19 protein-coding genes and 1 pseudogene are annotated in these 16,497 nt (G+C 43.8%); all 20 read right to left on the minus strand.

Annotated features, from left to right (window positions below; genetic code table 11):
- Window positions 1–13: 13 nt before the first annotated feature.
- A complete protein-coding gene (locus CP943_RS17245) occupies window positions 14–1,723 on the minus strand; it encodes a glucosaminidase domain-containing protein (RefSeq protein WP_105979933.1) in 1,710 nt (569 codons plus the stop codon).
- A gap of 12 nt (window positions 1,724–1,735) precedes the next feature.
- Window positions 1,736–2,572: a phage tail family protein gene (locus CP943_RS17250; protein WP_105979931.1), complete on the minus strand. Its 837-nt coding sequence runs from the start codon at window positions 2,570–2,572 to the stop codon at window positions 1,736–1,738.
- The gene (locus CP943_RS17255; RefSeq protein ID WP_105981178.1) at window positions 2,572–6,462 is read right to left on the minus strand and encodes a phage tail tape measure protein; all 3,891 of its coding nucleotides are present in this window, start codon (window positions 6,460–6,462) and stop codon (window positions 2,572–2,574) included. The genes CP943_RS17250 and CP943_RS17255 overlap by 1 nt, the downstream gene beginning before the upstream one ends.
- A 12-nt stretch (window positions 6,463–6,474) precedes the next feature.
- Window positions 6,475–6,657 (minus strand): hypothetical protein, encoded by a 183-nt coding sequence (locus tag CP943_RS17260; protein WP_050821090.1) that lies wholly within the window; start codon window positions 6,655–6,657, stop codon window positions 6,475–6,477.
- A 2-nt stretch (window positions 6,658–6,659) separates the two neighbouring features.
- The gene (gene gpG, locus CP943_RS17265; protein ID WP_105979929.1) at window positions 6,660–6,995 is read right to left on the minus strand and encodes a phage tail assembly chaperone G; all 336 of its coding nucleotides are present in this window, start codon (window positions 6,993–6,995) and stop codon (window positions 6,660–6,662) included.
- A 59-nt stretch (window positions 6,996–7,054) separates the two neighbouring features.
- On the minus strand, window positions 7,055–7,663 hold the full coding sequence (locus CP943_RS17270; protein ID WP_105179740.1) for a major tail protein: 609 nt from the start codon (window positions 7,661–7,663) through the stop codon (window positions 7,055–7,057).
- Window positions 7,663–8,043 carry a DUF3168 domain-containing protein gene (locus CP943_RS17275; protein WP_105981179.1) on the minus strand — a complete coding sequence of 127 codons (381 nt, stop codon included), beginning with the start codon at window positions 8,041–8,043 and terminating at the stop codon, window positions 7,663–7,665. Before CP943_RS17275 ends, CP943_RS17270 begins: the two co-directional genes overlap by 1 nt.
- Window positions 8,040–8,423, minus strand: a complete 384-nt coding sequence (locus CP943_RS17280) for an HK97-gp10 family putative phage morphogenesis protein (protein WP_105179742.1) — start codon at window positions 8,421–8,423, stop codon at window positions 8,040–8,042. The genes CP943_RS17275 and CP943_RS17280 overlap by 4 nt, the downstream gene beginning before the upstream one ends.
- The gene (locus CP943_RS17285; protein WP_105179743.1) at window positions 8,416–8,790 is read right to left on the minus strand and encodes a phage head closure protein; all 375 of its coding nucleotides are present in this window, start codon (window positions 8,788–8,790) and stop codon (window positions 8,416–8,418) included. Before CP943_RS17285 ends, CP943_RS17280 begins: the two co-directional genes overlap by 8 nt.
- Window positions 8,720–9,070 carry a head-tail connector protein gene (locus CP943_RS17290; RefSeq protein ID WP_105179744.1) on the minus strand — a complete coding sequence of 117 codons (351 nt, stop codon included), beginning with the start codon at window positions 9,068–9,070 and terminating at the stop codon, window positions 8,720–8,722. The genes CP943_RS17285 and CP943_RS17290 overlap by 71 nt, the downstream gene beginning before the upstream one ends.
- A 15-nt stretch (window positions 9,071–9,085) precedes the next feature.
- Complete coding sequence (locus CP943_RS17295) at window positions 9,086–9,535, minus strand: collagen-like protein (protein ID WP_105981180.1); 450 nt, start codon at window positions 9,533–9,535, stop codon at window positions 9,086–9,088.
- 25 nt (window positions 9,536–9,560) lie between these two features.
- On the minus strand, window positions 9,561–9,854 hold the full coding sequence (locus CP943_RS17300) for a hypothetical protein (protein ID WP_026587168.1): 294 nt from the start codon (window positions 9,852–9,854) through the stop codon (window positions 9,561–9,563).
- A 16-nt stretch (window positions 9,855–9,870) separates the two neighbouring features.
- The gene (locus tag CP943_RS17305; RefSeq protein ID WP_105981181.1) at window positions 9,871–11,076 is read right to left on the minus strand and encodes a phage major capsid protein; all 1,206 of its coding nucleotides are present in this window, start codon (window positions 11,074–11,076) and stop codon (window positions 9,871–9,873) included.
- 39 nt (window positions 11,077–11,115) lie between these two features.
- Entirely contained in the window at window positions 11,116–11,745 is a 630-nt protein-coding gene (locus tag CP943_RS17310) for an HK97 family phage prohead protease (RefSeq protein ID WP_059231694.1), read from the minus strand.
- The gene (locus CP943_RS17315) at window positions 11,735–12,982 is read right to left on the minus strand and encodes a phage portal protein (protein WP_105981182.1); all 1,248 of its coding nucleotides are present in this window, start codon (window positions 12,980–12,982) and stop codon (window positions 11,735–11,737) included. Before CP943_RS17315 ends, CP943_RS17310 begins: the two co-directional genes overlap by 11 nt.
- A 5-nt stretch (window positions 12,983–12,987) precedes the next feature.
- A complete protein-coding gene (locus CP943_RS22510) occupies window positions 12,988–13,158 on the minus strand; it encodes a hypothetical protein (protein ID WP_199792114.1) in 171 nt (56 codons plus the stop codon).
- An 11-nt stretch (window positions 13,159–13,169) separates the two neighbouring features.
- Window positions 13,170–14,249, minus strand: a pseudogene (locus CP943_RS17320) (terminase large subunit); the annotation flags it as partial.
- 265 nt (window positions 14,250–14,514) lie between these two features.
- Window positions 14,515–15,162 (minus strand): terminase large subunit domain-containing protein, encoded by a 648-nt coding sequence (locus CP943_RS17325; RefSeq protein ID WP_232513475.1) that lies wholly within the window; start codon window positions 15,160–15,162, stop codon window positions 14,515–14,517.
- Entirely contained in the window at window positions 15,162–15,695 is a 534-nt protein-coding gene (locus CP943_RS17330) for a phage terminase small subunit P27 family (RefSeq protein ID WP_009330377.1), read from the minus strand. Before CP943_RS17330 ends, CP943_RS17325 begins: the two co-directional genes overlap by 1 nt.
- 381 nt (window positions 15,696–16,076) lie before the next feature.
- On the minus strand, window positions 16,077–16,451 hold the full coding sequence (locus CP943_RS17340) for an HNH endonuclease signature motif containing protein (RefSeq protein ID WP_105981184.1): 375 nt from the start codon (window positions 16,449–16,451) through the stop codon (window positions 16,077–16,079).
- Window positions 16,452–16,497: the final 46 nt, after the last annotated feature.

Consider the following 16,497-nt stretch of genomic DNA (forward strand, 5'->3'; position numbering starts at 1 on the left):
AAATAAAAAACGCCTACCTGAGCGTTTTGAAAAGCTGGTCAATATATCGTTTTTGATCCCTTAGTTTCTTGGCCTGATTGACTGCAATATCCTGAATATCTTTTCTGAAATTCGCGAACGTCAATTTTGGGCTGCTGTATGGGTTCAACGGGTTGTACTGAATTGAAATCAGCCGAACATCGGCTTCAAACATGATTCCTGATGCCGTAACAGCCAAGACATGGATGGTGTCGCCTTTCCAAAAATCTTGCTCGATCTCTAAAAGCTTCGGCTCATAGATTTTTTGGAAATCTGCTTCAATAGTCAATTCAGGATATGGATTCACATGTTTTTTTAATGCAGAAATCATACTGCTGGCTTTTTTTATGGTTTCATCTTTAATTGGATCGGCCCAGCGCGGCAGGCCTTCGAGTAAAAACTTTTTCTCATCCGGATGTACGTATAAGATCGGTTCAAATTCATATTGTGGGTTTTTACTGTCGGTGCTGCTCTTCTTCAACGCCCCGTAACCCCAGGCGCGCGTTGTACAATTTTGCGAGTTTGTCTTAATAGAAATACCTGGCATGTTATAGCGCGAATCTAAAGTAAAATTGATTTTTTGTCCAATTTTCTTATAAACAAGGATTTTATAATTATCAACATCCAGCTCAGGACCGTAATCCGAAATGATTTTATCCACCAATTCCGTGGAATTTCCGTCACCAAAGTTTTCTTGTTCGGCACTCGGAAAGTCACTCACTGGAGCTTTTAATACATATTTGAATGGCGTCCCTTTTAATGCGATATCAAAAGCCTCTTTAATCGTCATTTTTTTAGATGCCGTTTCAGTCACATAATTGTTGATCAGCAGCACCGAAAAAATATGGCTGGCCGAAACAGTTTTTCTCAATACATTATTTTCTTGCCGTACTTCAACGTTTGTAATGTAATACTTTTGATGATTAAATTTCCGTTCATCCAGAAAAAGAATGTTATCGATCACCAATAGATCAAATTCAATGGCATTTTCTTGCGTTTTGGTGATGGTAAATGTAAAACTCTTCTTCCCCGTCGTATCGTCCGTCAGATCGAGCGAGACGCCCGTTATTTCAACCACATTCTTTCCGTCTCCTGCTAGTACATGCAGCTGTGGAAAATCAATATCCGTAGGCAAATTTTGATTAAGCGGAACGTCTTTCCCATCATATTCTTTGCTTGGTACCTCCGGCGTCGGTATCGGTGTTTCAGGTTCATCTGGTTCGTTCGGTACCACATCCATAGAATCATATTGGGTTAGATTATAAGTTTGAATGAGATTATTCAATTTTGTTGCGTAATTTGGGTCAGTCGCATAACCAGCTTTTACAAGCGCAGCGGTTGCCTTTTTATAATCTTTTTCTCCGACCACAGCTTTATAGTGATTAGGATCCCAGCTTGTTCCGTTCACATACAACTTGGCTAAATCCTGAAATGATTGATACCAAGACGGATACTTTCGGAACTTGGCTTGTACACGGGTGGCATTTCCGCTCTTATCATATTCAGTCGTCCACATGAGGACATATTGGCCGTTATAAGTACCCTTAATACCAAATAAGTTTTTCCCTTTCTGCGCCAGCTCACTTGTACCCCATCCGCTCTCTAAACAGGCTTGAGCAATAATGAGAGACGCGAGAATATCATACTTTTTATAGACTCTTTGGGCGTCTGGTGCAATTGCTTTTATAAAATCTGTATTTGCCATTTTACATGCTCCTTACGCGTAGTAGAAACGGGTATCGAATATGATTTCAAAATCATTGGTATTCTGGATTTCAAAATCATTCATTCCTATATCGAGTCCCGGGAGCCTGCCTGATGTTTTGATAGGTGTTTTATTGATCACCGTGTATTGCTTAATAAAAGAAACGCGCTGTGATTTTTTTAATTCCTGTTCAATTTTCAGTTTCTCACCATTTGTATGGTTGATGATCGTCACATTTTTTCCGACCGCCCATAAGGTCACATTGTAGTCATGTTCAAGAGGATTGATATAGGCGTCCCCAGTGTTATAAACCTGAAACCTCTTTCGATTTTTGAACCTGTATTCCAGATCATCTCGCATTTGAATGTTCATGCCTGGGCTCCAGTATTCCTCGTGAAAATTCTGTTTTGTCAAAGATGTAAATTTTGATTCAGCCAGGCCGGTGACGTTATTAAATTCCACAGTAAAAGAAGTTTGGTTTTTCTGTTTCTCTTTCTGTATGCTGAAATTACCGTCACACGTAACGAGAAAACGGAGATTAGGCAATAGATCGGTTGAAATATAATAAGGGAACGGCTTCACCAAAAGCGCATAAAGTTCTCGCCTGTACTGATAAAAATTTTCTGCGATGATCGAGTTTAATAGAATTTCTACCTTGATAGATCGCTCTTTAAAAACAACATCGCGGGGATGCTGTGGCAAGACAAGGCCGTTGATCCTCGGTATCTTCACTGTTTCCCGTTCAATGGCCGGTGAATCAGGTGTAAAGCTCAGCAACTTAAAATGGGGGAGCAAACTTGATAAGCTCTGTTCCCCCAGGCCATTATTAAAATCTAAATAAAGGTTCATCAGGTTCGTCTCACCCCACTCTGATAAGCATTTTGATCATATCGATCTAAACTCTTCCTATCCAAAATCCTGCCGTCACCTTGTTCAAAAACGATTTCCGCCACTTGTTTTCCATCAATATTGACAGGCGCCGGATAAATTCTAATTGGCCCGCCTGCGGCCGCTGGCTCTGTTTGTCCTCCAAACGATGAACCATTTGAAAGAAGCGTAATGAGAGCATCCAGCTTCTGATTCAAAGAAGGTGTATCAACTTCATTTCGGACGACTAACTCCGAACGCAAGGACAGCAACTCATCAGCCGCGCCTTTTATGTTGTAAGCCATTTTGTTGATCTCCTGTTTGAGTGACAGGTTGGCTCCTTGCCCTAACGCCTGGGCGCTTCGTTTTGCACGCGCGACTGTTTTACTTATTCCTATCGCGAATCCATCTGTAAAGTTGTTACCTTCAGCCATACTCTTTTTCGCCGGCGAATGGGAGTCAATCGACTTTTTCAAGGCTGATAATGCAGATTTACCAAGATTCCAAGCTGCTTTGAAAAGCGAGTTGCTGCCGATTCCGCCCTTAATTCCATTAACAAATCCAGAGACAAAATCAGAACCCACACTGCTGGTTTTCACACTTTTTAACCCGGATTTCGCCTTGTTTGATACCTTCGAACCGGCATTGTAAGACGCGGTTTGCTGACTCATCAATCCTTTGGTCAAGTCCATACCGGCTTTCTTACCGCCCCCGCCGTCAGTTGTCTGACCGAGACGACCGGACACGTTTTTTGAAAGGCTTGCTGCAGTATTATTGTTTTTAGGCTTTGTGGAACTTAAACCGGCATTGTGTTGATCACCTTTTTCTTTACCGGCTGTACGAGCTTGGCCGCTATTTTTAGACAGTTCGCTGTTGACAGATTGGCGGAGTACGCTGCTGGATTGTTTATTAATCCCGAGCGTGTTTCTTAAACCGAGAGCAAAAGCATTTCCTTTTTCCATTCCAAACTGCTTCGGCTGCATCTTTCCTTGGCTTAATCCCTGATTGGCTCCTTTACCAATAAGACTCCCTGTTTCCTGGGCCTGCCCTAATGTACTGCTTAAACCAAGGGTGAATGCTGATCCTTTTTCTCGTCCAGCCTTTTCAGCTTTTTCATTGCCGCCGTTCATTTTTTCAAGGACGTTTTGGATTGCTTCGTCTGCTTTTGCCTGGGCTTCCTGTTCTGAATTACCAAGACCTCTATAGAAGTCCTCAAGAGCTTGTCTGGTGGTCTCGATAGCTTTCTCTTTGTTTTCTCCAATCCTGTTCATATACTCAATCTGCTTTTGAGCCCAGCGTTCTTGATATTCAGAATCGGATTCTTCAATTTTGACCATAATACCCATGGAATTAGAAATATATTTATCCTGCCTATCAAGAGCCTTTTGAGTTTCTAAGTCAAGCAGCTTGCCATTCTTGGCCATCTTTGAAAAAAGCGCGCGAGTATTTTCCTCATATGAAGCAGAATTTTTCGCCATCGTTTTTTGATAGTCGGCCAAGCTTTTTTTCAAGAGAGCTTCTTTTTGTTGAGCATCTATATAGCCCTGTGCATACAACTGATTCAAGACTTTGTTCCGGTATTCATAATCTTCTTTCGCGGCTTTTTTGCCCTCGTCGTAGACTTTTTTAATCTTGTCGTTGTATTCTTTTGCTTGCTTGAAAGAGAGCTTTCCTTGCTGCTCTGTCACCGCTTTTTGCATTGCAAGAGCTTCTTTTTGATTGGCCGCGAATTTGCTGGTTGATTCCTCAAAATACGAAATAATTTCATTGAATCTTCGTTTCTGAGCATCATTCATTTTCGATGAGACAAGGCCTGTTTCTTTTTGGAGCTTCTCCAGCTCCTTCACTTTTTCCCTTGCCTCCTGGATATCCTGATCAATATTGCCGACCATTTTATCAACGATTTTTTCCCCGGCCTTTTGAGTGTTTTTATCCGTATCATCCAGCAGGCCATTAATAACGACTAAAGCATCTTTTTTCAGCATCTGAAGTTGCTGCACCAGCTCATCACGCATTTTAGAATACGTTTCAACTAATTTTGCTGCCATCTTATCAGCCTGCTCCCCGGAAACGCGGGTGAGTTCAAAAAGTTGGACCTCTGCTTTTTCTCTCAAATTCACATACGAGCCGGCAGCTTTTTGTGTCGCCTTTGAAACTCCTTCACCAAAAAGCAAAGCCTTTTCCCTGGCCTCTTCCTGCTTCTTTTTCATGTTTTCGGTTTGTTCGGAAACGGCATACATGGCGACTCCTAAAGCACCCAATAAAGCCGTTCCTCCGACAATAGCCAAGCCCACAGGACCAGTAAAAGCTAACAGAGCGCCGACTCCTGCCGTTAGTGTAGCGACAGCCGTCGTCACGCCTAATACTCCCGCAGTAAGAACCGCAGTTTTTCCAATGGTTGCTTGTGTGCCTTTATCCAGGTTGTTAAACATGGTAAGAAGGGCGGAACCTTTATCCGCAAGGTCACCGATTGAAGGAAGAAGTCCCTCGGCTAACGCTATTTTCGCGCCTTCCAATGCGGATTCGAATTGAATGATACTTCCGTGAGCGTTATCAAGCATCGTGTCGGCCATTTTCTTGGCAGCACCGTCGGATTCTTTCAGCTTTTTCGTGTTTTCTCCGAGTGCTTTCGAGCCTTTTTGAAGAAGGACAGCCCAATGCTTGTATGCTTCAGCGCCGACAATCGTCTTCAAAGTTGCCGCCTGCTGCTCTTTGGTCATGCCTTTCATGCCCTTTTCCATTTCTGCGATGACTTCAGGCATGCTTTTCATGTTGCCGGCAGCATCAAAAAATTCAAAACCAAGTCGATCAATTTCTTTTTGTGCCTTCCTGGCAGGAGTTGCGAGACGGATCAGGGACGTACCGAAAGCTTGACCTGCAATAGTACCCTGTAAGCCGGCATCACCAAACGCCATGATCGCGGCGGCCGATTCTTCCATGCCCCAGCCGAGTGAGTTCGCATTTGGAGCAAGAAATTTCATTGCCTCGCCCATTTGTTCAACATTGGTATTGGCGTTGGATGCTGCGTACGCTATCACATCAGCAGCATGTGCCGATTCTTCGGCCTTTAATGCAAAGGCAGACATGATGTTTGATGTAATATCTGCAGCTGTTCCAAGTTCAAGCTGTCCGGCCGCTGCAAGGCTTAACATGCCAGGCATAGCCCCGTAAATCTCATTGGTTTTAAATCCGGCCATCGCAAGAAAGGTTTGAGCGTCCGCGGCCTGGCTGGCAGTAAAAACTGTAGTGGCACCAAGTTCTTTCGCCTGTGCCGTTAATTTGGCAAGATCTCCCGCTGTGCCGCCGGAAATCGCCTGCACTTTACTCATTTGCTTTTCAAAATCCATGCCGACTTGAACCGCATCTTTTAAAGGAAGGACCAAACCACCAAAGGCAATACCCGATGTCATGGCGACAGATGAACCGACATTCCTCATTGTGCTGCCGACTGCATTCATTCTTTGGCCCATTCTGTGGATGGTGGCAGAAGCACGCCTTGATTCATCCTCCAGCCTTTTAATCCTCTGCGTGGTCTGCGTCAAAGCATTTTGCGTTTTATTCATTTCAGCTGTCGCATAGTTCAGCCGCCGAGCCAGCGTCTGAGTTTCTTGAGCATCTTTGCCCTTTTTTATAGCTGAATCAGCATAAGCACGCTCAAGAGCTTTTACTTTTCGCTTGTGAATGTCCAACTGCTGGCTGAGTGTTTTCGCCTTTTCTCGGGACGTTCTTAACTCGTTGCCCCACACGCCTACAGCTGTACGGTTCTTTTCAAATTCAGATTTGACGTTCTTCATTTGCTGAGCAACAGCACGCATTTCCGTTCTGAATTGGTTCGAGTTTGAATACAGTCTGACTTTTATGTCCTTAGCCAATCGGTCACCCCCTTACCCGAGCACCTGGTCAATGTAAAGGCGCTTTTCTTCTTTCTCTCCTGCTGGCTTTCCACCGGCTTCTTTTCGGCGTGCCAGGCGCCGCAGGTGATAAACAATGTCCATTTCATCAATCTGGTTTTGCGTATAACCGATTTGTTCTAACGCGTTGTACATGTCAATGACAGCGTCAGACAAATTTACTTCCCCGGCTCTTCACCGTCTTTTGGATCAGGGTTTAAAATCTGACTGGCTTCAGCGATATTTCCTAAAACGTAGTTTGCTGTGCCGTAAATTGTTCTCGTGACCAGCCTCGCATCAATGCCATTTTCAAATTCATCAGCTGAGAATTTGTTTCCAAACGCAGCACAGATAAATTCAATTTGCTTTTCAGTGTAGATTCGTTCAGGGTCGGTTGACTCAATATCTTCTGCGATCTCGGCCGCGTCCCGGAACAGCTTTCCTGAAATGAAATTTGGTGTGACAAACTTTTTGTTTTTACCATTGATTCTGATATTGATTGAAATAGGTTCCATCTTGATTCCTCCCTGTTTTTGGACAATAAAAAAGAGCGCCTATAAGCGCTCCAAATTCTTTATTTACCTAAACCAATTGCTTCGGTTTTAGTATCTGTTGCAAAAGCAGAACCATCGTATACAACTTGATTAAACCAGTTTTCACCGTTAAATGTTTCGCTGTCCTCTGCTTGCGCTTTCCAGCGCCGTTTTCCTTTCGGGCTTTGAAGTGGCATAAATGAAACTTTGAACTTAGCACTTTCCGGATCAGCTTTGTCTTCGGTCGTCTTTGATTCAATTGGCATTAATTCAGGCAGCCCTTTAAGAAACCAATAATACCGGTACCCGCCGGTTGATTTCTTCGATCTGAAGCCGAAAGCCAGATGAATTGCCTGGTCATCAGCACTTCCAAAGGAAACCCCATTCTCTTCTGTATGACCATAAATTTTCTTTTGTACACTCATTGGCAAATCGGCCATTTCAGCTTCTAAATCAATATCACCCATACTATTAAAAATGTCATAGACGCCGTTATCCGCATAAAATTTTGTTTGCTCTGATTTTGGGTCTACCTTTATGCTAACGGCTCCCGGAATCCGCTCTGGAATACCGAATTTCAAGTCTTTTTCATCATCCTGCACGACTACTGCATAATGAAACATATCTAATCCGTAAATTGTTTGTCCCACTACTTTTCCTCCTTTAAAAAAGCTTTCTTATATCGCATAGCTTTGTGAAAAAACTTGTCCGCCTCTTCGTATAAATCTTGAGAATCATACCGACCGTAACCGATTGACTTCATAAGCCTGTCAATTTCTTTTGCGATTTTTGTTTCTTGACTGACTGTATTCGAATTAGTAAAAATGCTGATCTGAAAACGAACCTCCGAGGATTGCGACTGATTATCGGCATATGAATTATCAGCATTTTTCAATTCTGTATATATGACTCTTGGGTATACGTTGACGTCTGAAGCGACTCTATTATGAAAGCCGCCTGTCACCAGTTCTTTTAATGAGAAATCGTTGACCAGGGCAGCGCTCAATTCTGCTTTTGCATCAAAACTCATTTGATTGGCGCTGTTAGAATGCGGGCCATTACTTCCACAGCTGACGCCTCCCCTTCATCCCTGCCTTTTTCGATAAAAGGATAAGGTGGCATTTTTGATGTCCCATACTCCAAGAATCTCGCCCGGTAAGCGACTTTTTTATTGGGCCCAATTGACACGAATTTTTCTGCGCCTTTCGATTCCCTGGCCTTTGAAACCGTAATGTTATCAGCTATATGGGGCTGATTCTTATCGCTTCGATTAACATTTTGTCGCTGGTGCTGCGCGATAATTTCCCCGCCTGCTTGTAAGGCCACATCTTCTGCCTTTTCTACGTCTTCCCCGATTCTTTCAAAATATTGATCCAGGTCGTCCAGCCCTTCAAAGTTCATTTCAGCCATTGAGCCCCACCTCCTGGCACATAATTTCAAGCCACTTTTTTGAGTCTTCAGGATCGTTAAAGTCAAGGATGTCAAAGGCTCGGAAAACAGGTTCACCCTTTTCATTTGTGCCGATCTGTTCAACAATTCTCATATCGCGTTGAATATCCTGTCGGAACCGAATGGTGATCTTTTTAGGCGATTTAACGCCCCATGCCCCCGCAACCATAGATTCATTATTTCCGAGAGAGCTAAAACCATCTATAGCACCCCATACAGTGAATACATCAACATAAGCGTCAATCCAATTCAGCTCTTCATCTTGAATCTTGGTTTTCTTTTGAAAGATCAGACGGTGCCGCAGATCGCTGGTCCTCTTTCTCTTCATCTTCCTGCACCTCATCATCCGTATAACGCAGTTGCGTCAATAGATTTTCGACAGTAAAAGGGATGGACGAGCCGGTTGTCCCTGACTCATACATCCCTCTGTTTTCATACCAATGCTGGACAAGCATTTTGACCACAATTTCAAATTGTGAGTTTCCGTCAACAAACCGCCCAATAGCATTGACAATATAGCTCTTCGCTGCCGCAATAAATTGCGATAACATTTCATCATCTTCAGAATGGTCCAGACGGAGATAGTTTTTCATATCCACCAAATTCATGATGGTTCACCCGCCTTATTCTTGTGGCTCATTGTTCGGGGAATCGTCAGAGCCTGCCACTTTTTCTTTCAACTCATCAATTTGAGATTGAAGACTATCAAACATGGCCTTTACTTCGCTGTTTAAGTTATCCGGCATGACGCTGCCGGTACCAATGTTTTTGCTTCTGACAACATTTTCACCAAGCATTTCGTGGGTGATGCTCCCGTCTTCAATGACAGCCGGATCACCTTTCTCACCTTTGGGGCCTGGCTCTCCCTGTGGACCTTGTGGGCCGGTATCTCCTTTTTCCCCTTTTGGTCCTTGTGGTCCCTGGGGCCCTGGTTCCCCCTGCATTCCTTTAATATACAAAGGGTTGTCTTCACTGTTATTTTTCAAATAAACAGCTGTTACAGGCTTTCCTGTGCCGTCATCCTCTGCGGAAGTGTAAACACCATTACTTTGGTTTAAAAATTGTTCTGCCATTTTTCATCATCCTTTGCTTGAAATTTTATTCAGTGCCAGATGAACCCTCTAACTCTTTCAGCTTGGCTTCAATATCGGTAAAACGCTTCAAGATAGTCGAGTTCAAATGCTCTTCCATTACACTGCCGGTACCGATGTTGTTACTTCGAACTGATTTGTCATCGAGCATTTCATGAGTCACGCGGATATTTGATCCGTCCCCGCCAAAAGTAACTTCCTGTCCGTCCTTTATGACTTTTCCGCCGTTAATCTCTAAAACACCGCCTATGACCGTTCGATCTCCGCCATCAGTGTTATAGTTTTTTGTTACGTGTGACATCAAGGCTTCCTCCTTATTATTTTGCTACCTCTTCAAGTGTTAACTGACCATATACAGCTGCTTCAGAGTCCCACAGTTTGACATCTTCGCGTTCAATAGCGCGTACTTTTGTTGTGTTGGTTTCGAATGCACCGGCACCAACATCCGTGGAAGCGATGGACTGCTGTTGACGGTCGAACAAGACAATTGCCTCTTTCAGATCCCCAACGATCACAGGTGCTTTTCCTGATTTTGTTTTCAGCACTCTGTTAGAAACGACAACAACCCGGCGACCAAACAGCATTTTTTGTGTTGGCTCAGTCGGGTTGTCTTTAAGAAGATAACGGCCGTCACCATCTTTCAAATTGTCAAGGTAATCAAAACCGTCCTGGTTCGTCATAATGATAGCGTTTGGTGAAATCGCAGGATCAAGGGTCACATTAAGGGTTTTCTTAATGGCATCTAAACCTTTAAAATCAACTTTTTTCAGTTTTTCAAGAGCTGCAAGAATAAGAGCATTACGGGTTGTGATCGACTTTTTGGCAAACCACTTTGCCACATAGTTCATAATTGCTTGGTCTGTATCTTGCAACAATGTATTTGAAAGAGGCAAGATTCCAGAATAATCAACAATGTTGTAGGATAGCTTGCTGAATTTCGGCTGATCTGTTTCTTGAATTTCATCCATTTCTTCAAGAACCGCAAACGGAGTCATGTCGCTGTTTTTCTCAAGCATCCTTGTTCCTGAACGCGTGGCAACCGGTTCTACTGTCACGTATTGTTCAAGCTGGTGTTCCTGCTCCCGCTTTAATTCTTTAATAGTTCTGGAAATATCTTCAGGAATTAAAATGCCGCCGTCTTCCTCATTTTTACCGGACATGGCTCTAAATTCAGGGCTTTCAAGTAAGTCCCGTTCTTCCTCAGTCAGACGCTTACCACGAATTGATTTGACAAAGACAGAAGTAAATTCTTTTTGTCTTTCTTCCTTATCTTCATTTCCGTTTGATCGATTTTGCAAATCGCTCCCCAATTTAGAACCAAAATTATCTTCGGGTAATTCCGGAACAGCAAGAGAACGGCCTTCCGCCAATAATTCAATTTGATCTTTTAAGGTCTTGGCCTCGTCAAGAAGCGTACGAGCCCCTTCGGCATTTCCCTCCTGCAGCTTTTGATCAGCTTCTTTTTTCTTTTCCGTAAATTGTTGTCTCAATTCAATTTCTTTTTTGCTCATTTGCATTGGCATAAATCGTTTCCTCCTTGTTTTTAGACACAAAAAAGACCTCTATTCAGGGAGAATAAGGTCTAATAGTTCTAATTCCATTTTCAAATTGTCATCCGGCAATTTCCGGGCTTCTTTGAGCTGCTCCACTTTCTCCAAACTCCGGGATCCGACGACTGCCTCCGTGTCGTTATAAGCCGGGGTGGTGACAAGTGAAATATCATAAATGCGATGGATTTTATTGATCCGTCTCTCATAAATGTCTTCCTCATCATTAAAACGCCATTCATCAGCATCCGCCTCATTGTGATTTAAGGAAAAAGCAAAAGAACACTGATTTATGACACCGCTTCTTATATTCGCCATCAAATCACGCGCGTATGACGTATCTGACGGCTTAAAACGGAATTTGAGACCTATGTTGTCCGCTTCTAATTCAAGCCGCCCTGTGTCCCCTGAGACGGTATTTCGAGCTAACGGGAAATCTTGCCGATGATTAAACAGCGCGATGACATTTGTTAGATCGGTCGAATTCAGGGCATTCCGACTAATAATTTCCTTAAACCACCCCCCAAGCCGCTCAGACCATTTTTCAAATTTCAAGGCGTATCCTTCCACAAATTCGCTTTTATCCTCACCCTCAGAACGAATTTCTATAGGTGTGGTTAACTGCCGAATCTCTTTATCCTTCATCCTTTTTGTCACCTCCCTTCAGGGCACCGCCAGCTTTAAGCCGCTGGTATTCCTCCATAAAGTCCAGAAAAACATAGTTTAAGCTGGACATGTATTTTTCTCCGTATTCAATCGGATTCCGCTCAATTAATGCCCTGATTTCGTTTTTATTTAAGGCGCCGATTTCATGGAGTATTTTCAAATATTCGGCCTGTGTCTTGCTGTCTCCGCGCAGCTCACTATCAATGTTGAATTTCACATAGTGGCCGGATTCCGTTTCATGGTCCATAAAGAGCTTAACGTTAAGCTCTTGTTCGAAATTAATAATCCACGGCTGGAGAGTGTTTCTCACATATTCAATGGATTGGTGTTCGATATTTGAGAATGTAGCCTTATCCAGCTCATTAAGCTTGTGCAAAGGTACTTTGTAAATCATCGATATTTGGGCCTTATTGAATTTCATCGATTCCACAAATTGTGCCTCTTGCAGCGGCATAGCGATTGGTTGATATTCAAGACCATTGTCGATGATCGCAATATTTTCACCTTGATTGACTCGTTTCCATTCTTTTCGTACATTTTCTTTCGGCTTCTCATCTAAAAAAGCAGGAACCTTTAAGATCCCGCGCGGCGTTGCCTCGTTTTTATACAACTTTGCATTATACTTAGTTGCGGCGGCCTGGGCTCCGATGTGTTCGCGGACGACGCCGATGGGTGATTTTCCGTGTATGCCGTCAGTGGAAAGCCCTTTGAAATGTAATACCTCATGCTCATAAAGCTCCACCGTCTGCCCATTGAGAACAGTTTGATACCACAACATGCCCGTTTTTGGATGAACATAAGCATTTGTAGCGTCCGGCCGTAATGGATACAAGCCTTTTGGATAGCCGTTGGATCCAAACTCAATGTATGAGTAGCCATTCCCCCAAGTCAAAACATGAGTCATCATTAGTTTTTTCCAAGTGAACGCGGTCATGTAAGGGTTTGGCCGAGCATAGACAACATAAGCAGACGGATGACTCGGCTTTCGCTCGATCCCGCTTTCTAATTTTTGATAGGTATGAATAGGGAGCTTGGCGATGTCATCAGATAATACATTCACACAGGCAAAAACATCCGGCTGCACAAGCGAATTTCTTTCATTCACTTTCTCGCCGCTCGCTGTCTGCCTGGCGCCGAATAAATTTAAAAACAAATCGTTGAAGCCATTGATATCCTTGGAGTCGGATCGTTTCTCAAACACCCGATCAATTAGCAATTATTTCACCTCTCTTTCTTGGTCAGGAGATAGGCATAAAACATAAAAAATACACCCGTCAGGATCAGACCGATGTTTGTATTAAATCTATATGCAGCTGCAAGAATGAAGGCGGCCCCCACCACAAACAGCAGATCATTTAAAATTAAAAGCAGAAAGGCCAGCAATTTTTTCATTCTCTCACATCCTAAAAGCTGAAATTATCAGACATGAAATGTGCATTCAAGTCCACTTTTTGGTTTGTTTCGTGATACATCGCCCTGGCGTATGCGTTAATGACAGCTGCAGCCGGGTCGATTCTTTGCGGAGATTTTGCTTTATCCAGCATGATATTTTCCTGAGGATCAATTTTCATGATCGCGTTATTGATCGCCCAATTTAAAACCGGGTCATCCCCGTGAACAACTTTGCCGTCATACACTTTTTGACGAAAGTCTTTTGTCGGCAAAGATAGATGATTGATTCTTTGCGGAATCTCCACCATGGTATGGCCTTTAGATTCAAGCCGTTGGGCCAAATGCAAGGCATTCCATTTGTCATATGCGGTTTCCTGTGGCCGGAACCGATGCTTGTAAATAAATTCAATGATCCATTTTTCAACTATTTGATAATCAACGGCATCTCCAGGCGTATAAGTGATGTAGCCCATCTCTTTCCACAGATCATACGGCACTTTATCCGTTGCCATTTTTTCTTTTGCGCGCCCTTCAGGCATGAAGGAATGTTGTCCGACATAATAGATTCCATCAAGAACACCAACCCAGCCGACTGATGTTAAGTCGGTAGTCATGGACAAATCCAGTCCGAGATATACGGCCATGTTTTCCAGATCAGGAATTTCACCGCTGCACGCGCGCCATTTTGACATTTTCATATAGCCGTTATCCTTTTGATCAACCCATCGGTTCATATTCTTGGTAAGGAAGCTTCGCATTTTTTCTGGAACTTCGAGCGCAACCTTTAAGGCAGAGCGTAGTGACTCCATACCTTCCGGATACGTTGCAACAATAGGGTTGGCTTTGATCCAGTTTGACTCGTCTTTTATGTCGTCATCTGGATCAAGTTCGCAGATCATAACAAAATAATCATCGTTTTCTGTGTCGGCATCAGGATCGAGAATCTTGCTTGTATATTGGTATTCCTTAAAACATGGCCGCTCCATGTTAAACCCGGCTGTCGTAATGATTGCCATTAACGGGCTGCGCCGGGCGACCATACCACTGTCAATCACATCATAAATTTCACTTGTCTCGTGGGCATGATATTCCACATTGTTATCGTAAAGGCTTTTTATCCTCTACTTCTTACAGTTTCCTGTAAGGTCAGCATATATTTTCACCTTTAACTGAATAGTAAGGTGTCAACCACTCGTGGGGGCTTTTTTGCTCTCTTAACGCTCAGCCCCTATGCGTTACGGTGGCGAGTGATGTTCTCGCTTACCACGGTATTATCATGAGCCAGTTTTATTAATCTGTAACTATGGCTTTTAGATTCCACCGTTTTTGGTTGATTTTCACTAACTTATTTCTAAGTTAGGCGACAAATAATTTATCGACTATGCCCAAGCTAGGGTTTTTACCGTCTCCGAGCTTCCGCGCCTCCCGGGAAAGAGGCTGAATTATTGAGTTCGTTTTATACTTTTTTACCCGGCCGTTTGCAGATGTATATTTCCCTTCAAGGATCGGAGCATGCTGCAGCTGTTCAAGAATCGCCTGGTAAACTTCGTCCGACTGCTCCCGGGACCATCCAGCAATAAACACCCGATGTTTTTCGGTTGTTGGGAACACTTCATAAGAAGCCATGAGGGCGAGAAATTGCGATTTCGCATTCTTACGAGCTAGCTGGATATAAACTTTTCGGAACCGGCGGGCACCGTTTTCCTTTTTAAAAAAGCCGTATACATTGGCCGCAATAAAAAGCTGAAAGTCCGTCAGCTCAATCGGCTCACCCGCAAGTATCCCCTCAACATGCCTGAACTGCCGCGCCCATTCGTAAAAATCTAGCACTGCTTCAGCGTCATAGTAAAAGGGGCAATCCGGGTCCGCTAACGCCTCAACATCTTTAAAAAATCGCTGCACAGCCCATTTATGCTTTTGACAAGCCTTTATCTCACCGGAAAGTATTTTTTCGCAATAGGCCCATACACGCTCAATCAGAATTTCAGCGGTGACCTCTTGCATTACATCCGGCCCCCAAACCGCTCTTCCTCTTTTGATTTCGGCTTGTCGTCATCCTTTTTAGGAATAACGAGCTTGCAGCGCGAGGAAATGGTTAAGCCCAAATCACTGGAAGCCTGCCGACATTGTTTGAATAGTTTATCTTGATTGATAAGCAAGTCCGAATACGCTTCATTGACTACCGTTTTTTCTTTTTCCCCCACGATATTTCCCTGTTCGTCCACATCTCTGACGACTATTGTTTTCATTGGCCCCTGCTCAAGCAGCTGGTCCGTTACCTGAAGGTAAAGCTTCCGCGAATATAAAAAACGGGCGAGCGCATCAACATCTAAATTCGTCATAATTCCGATGTTTTTCAGCTCGTCCGCTATTTTTTTGAACTCCCTTTTTAAATCTTTCGGCAAATAAGAAGGCGCCTTTACTTTGTCGCTTGGCGCCTTGATCTCCTGCTTTCTTCGTTCCTCAATCTCCTGTTTTGTCAGGTTTTTCTTACCTTTCACAAGCAATAAATCAACCGGTTGCCTTGGTCTTGCCATTCCCTCACCTCCTTCCGAAATTTCATTTAGGGAATTTTTCAAAATGTGGAGGGGAGCGCGGTCTCCGGCGAATCCTTTCCAGAGATTTAAGGGCGGGGGGTCTCCATTTCCTCCCGCAGCTGCAGCATGGCCGTTTCTAATTCCTCTCGAGCTTGCGTGTATTTCTGCTTGTATACGTCAATTCCCTTTTGAGCTTGTGCTTTAAGACGTAGTACAGTCAGCTTCTTGACCTTCTGCTGTATGCGCCTGATCGTCTCGTTTGTGTAGTAGGACGTGTATTCAGTCTGACACCGAGGACACTTGATGTAATGCTGCCGTACCCCGTTATCATGCTTCCTAACCTTCGAACATCCTTTGATATGGAACTTGGTTCCACAGTGATCACATACGCAGGGTTGATGTTCTGTTGCCAAAGCCTCCATCCTCCTTCGCGGTCTTCCTGTTGTGGCAGGGCGCACACAGCGGCTGCCAGTTGGAAGAGTCCCAAAATAGTTTTTTATCTCCTTTATGCGGTGTGATATGGTCAACAACTGTCGCGGGAACCCGCCTGCCCTCCTTCATGCAGGAAACACAGAAAGGATGCTTTGACAGATAACCTTGTCTTGCCTTCCGCCACTTGCTATCATACCCCCGGCGGGCAGCTGACTCCCGGTATTGGTCATAGGTTGGCTTTGTCCGCTTGTGCTGTTCGCAGTAACCTTCCCGGGTGAGAGTCGGACAGCCTGGCTCATTGCAGGGCTTTAAAGGTTTATTCATTATGAACCTCCCCTCGGTTGTTAAGGTATCGATTATAAACAATCAC

The organism is Bacillus paralicheniformis, assembly GCF_002993925.1.
GTDB lineage: Bacteria > Bacillota > Bacilli > Bacillales > Bacillaceae > Bacillus > Bacillus paralicheniformis.

What these genes read in the sequence shown, in the direction of transcription:
- CP943_RS17250 (WP_105979931.1), bottom strand. Translation starts at nt 2,572, where the DNA reads ATGAACCTTTATTTAGATTTTAATAATGGCCTGGGGGAACAGAGCTTA.
- CP943_RS17285 (WP_105179743.1), bottom strand. Translation starts at nt 8,790, where the DNA reads ATGAAGAGAAAGAGGACCAGCGATCTGCGGCACCGTCTGATCTTTCAA.
- CP943_RS17295 (WP_105981180.1), bottom strand. Translation starts at nt 9,535, where the DNA reads ATGGCAGAACAATTTTTAAACCAAAGTAATGGTGTTTACACTTCCGCA.
- CP943_RS17325 (WP_232513475.1), bottom strand. Translation starts at nt 15,162, where the DNA reads ATGCAAGAGGTCACCGCTGAAATTCTGATTGAGCGTGTATGGGCCTAT.
- CP943_RS17245 (WP_105979933.1), bottom strand. Translation starts at nt 1,723, where the DNA reads ATGGCAAATACAGATTTTATAAAAGCAATTGCACCAGACGCCCAAAGA.
- CP943_RS17305 (WP_105981181.1), bottom strand. Translation starts at nt 11,076, where the DNA reads ATGCCAATGCAAATGAGCAAAAAAGAAATTGAATTGAGACAACAATTT.
- CP943_RS17290 (WP_105179744.1), bottom strand. Translation starts at nt 9,070, where the DNA reads ATGAATTTGGTGGATATGAAAAACTATCTCCGTCTGGACCATTCTGAA.
- CP943_RS22510 (WP_199792114.1), bottom strand. Translation starts at nt 13,158, where the DNA reads ATGAAAAAATTGCTGGCCTTTCTGCTTTTAATTTTAAATGATCTGCTG.
- CP943_RS17280 (WP_105179742.1), bottom strand. Translation starts at nt 8,423, where the DNA reads ATGGCTGAAATGAACTTTGAAGGGCTGGACGACCTGGATCAATATTTT.
- gpG (WP_105979929.1), bottom strand. Translation starts at nt 6,995, where the DNA reads ATGGAACCTATTTCAATCAATATCAGAATCAATGGTAAAAACAAAAAG.
- CP943_RS17340 (WP_105981184.1), bottom strand. Translation starts at nt 16,451, where the DNA reads ATGAATAAACCTTTAAAGCCCTGCAATGAGCCAGGCTGTCCGACTCTC.
- CP943_RS17330 (WP_009330377.1), bottom strand. Translation starts at nt 15,695, where the DNA reads ATGGCAAGACCAAGGCAACCGGTTGATTTATTGCTTGTGAAAGGTAAG.
- CP943_RS17310 (WP_059231694.1), bottom strand. Translation starts at nt 11,745, where the DNA reads ATGAAGGATAAAGAGATTCGGCAGTTAACCACACCTATAGAAATTCGT.
- CP943_RS17300 (WP_026587168.1), bottom strand. Translation starts at nt 9,854, where the DNA reads ATGTCACACGTAACAAAAAACTATAACACTGATGGCGGAGATCGAACG.
- CP943_RS17275 (WP_105981179.1), bottom strand. Translation starts at nt 8,043, where the DNA reads ATGAGTTTTGATGCAAAAGCAGAATTGAGCGCTGCCCTGGTCAACGAT.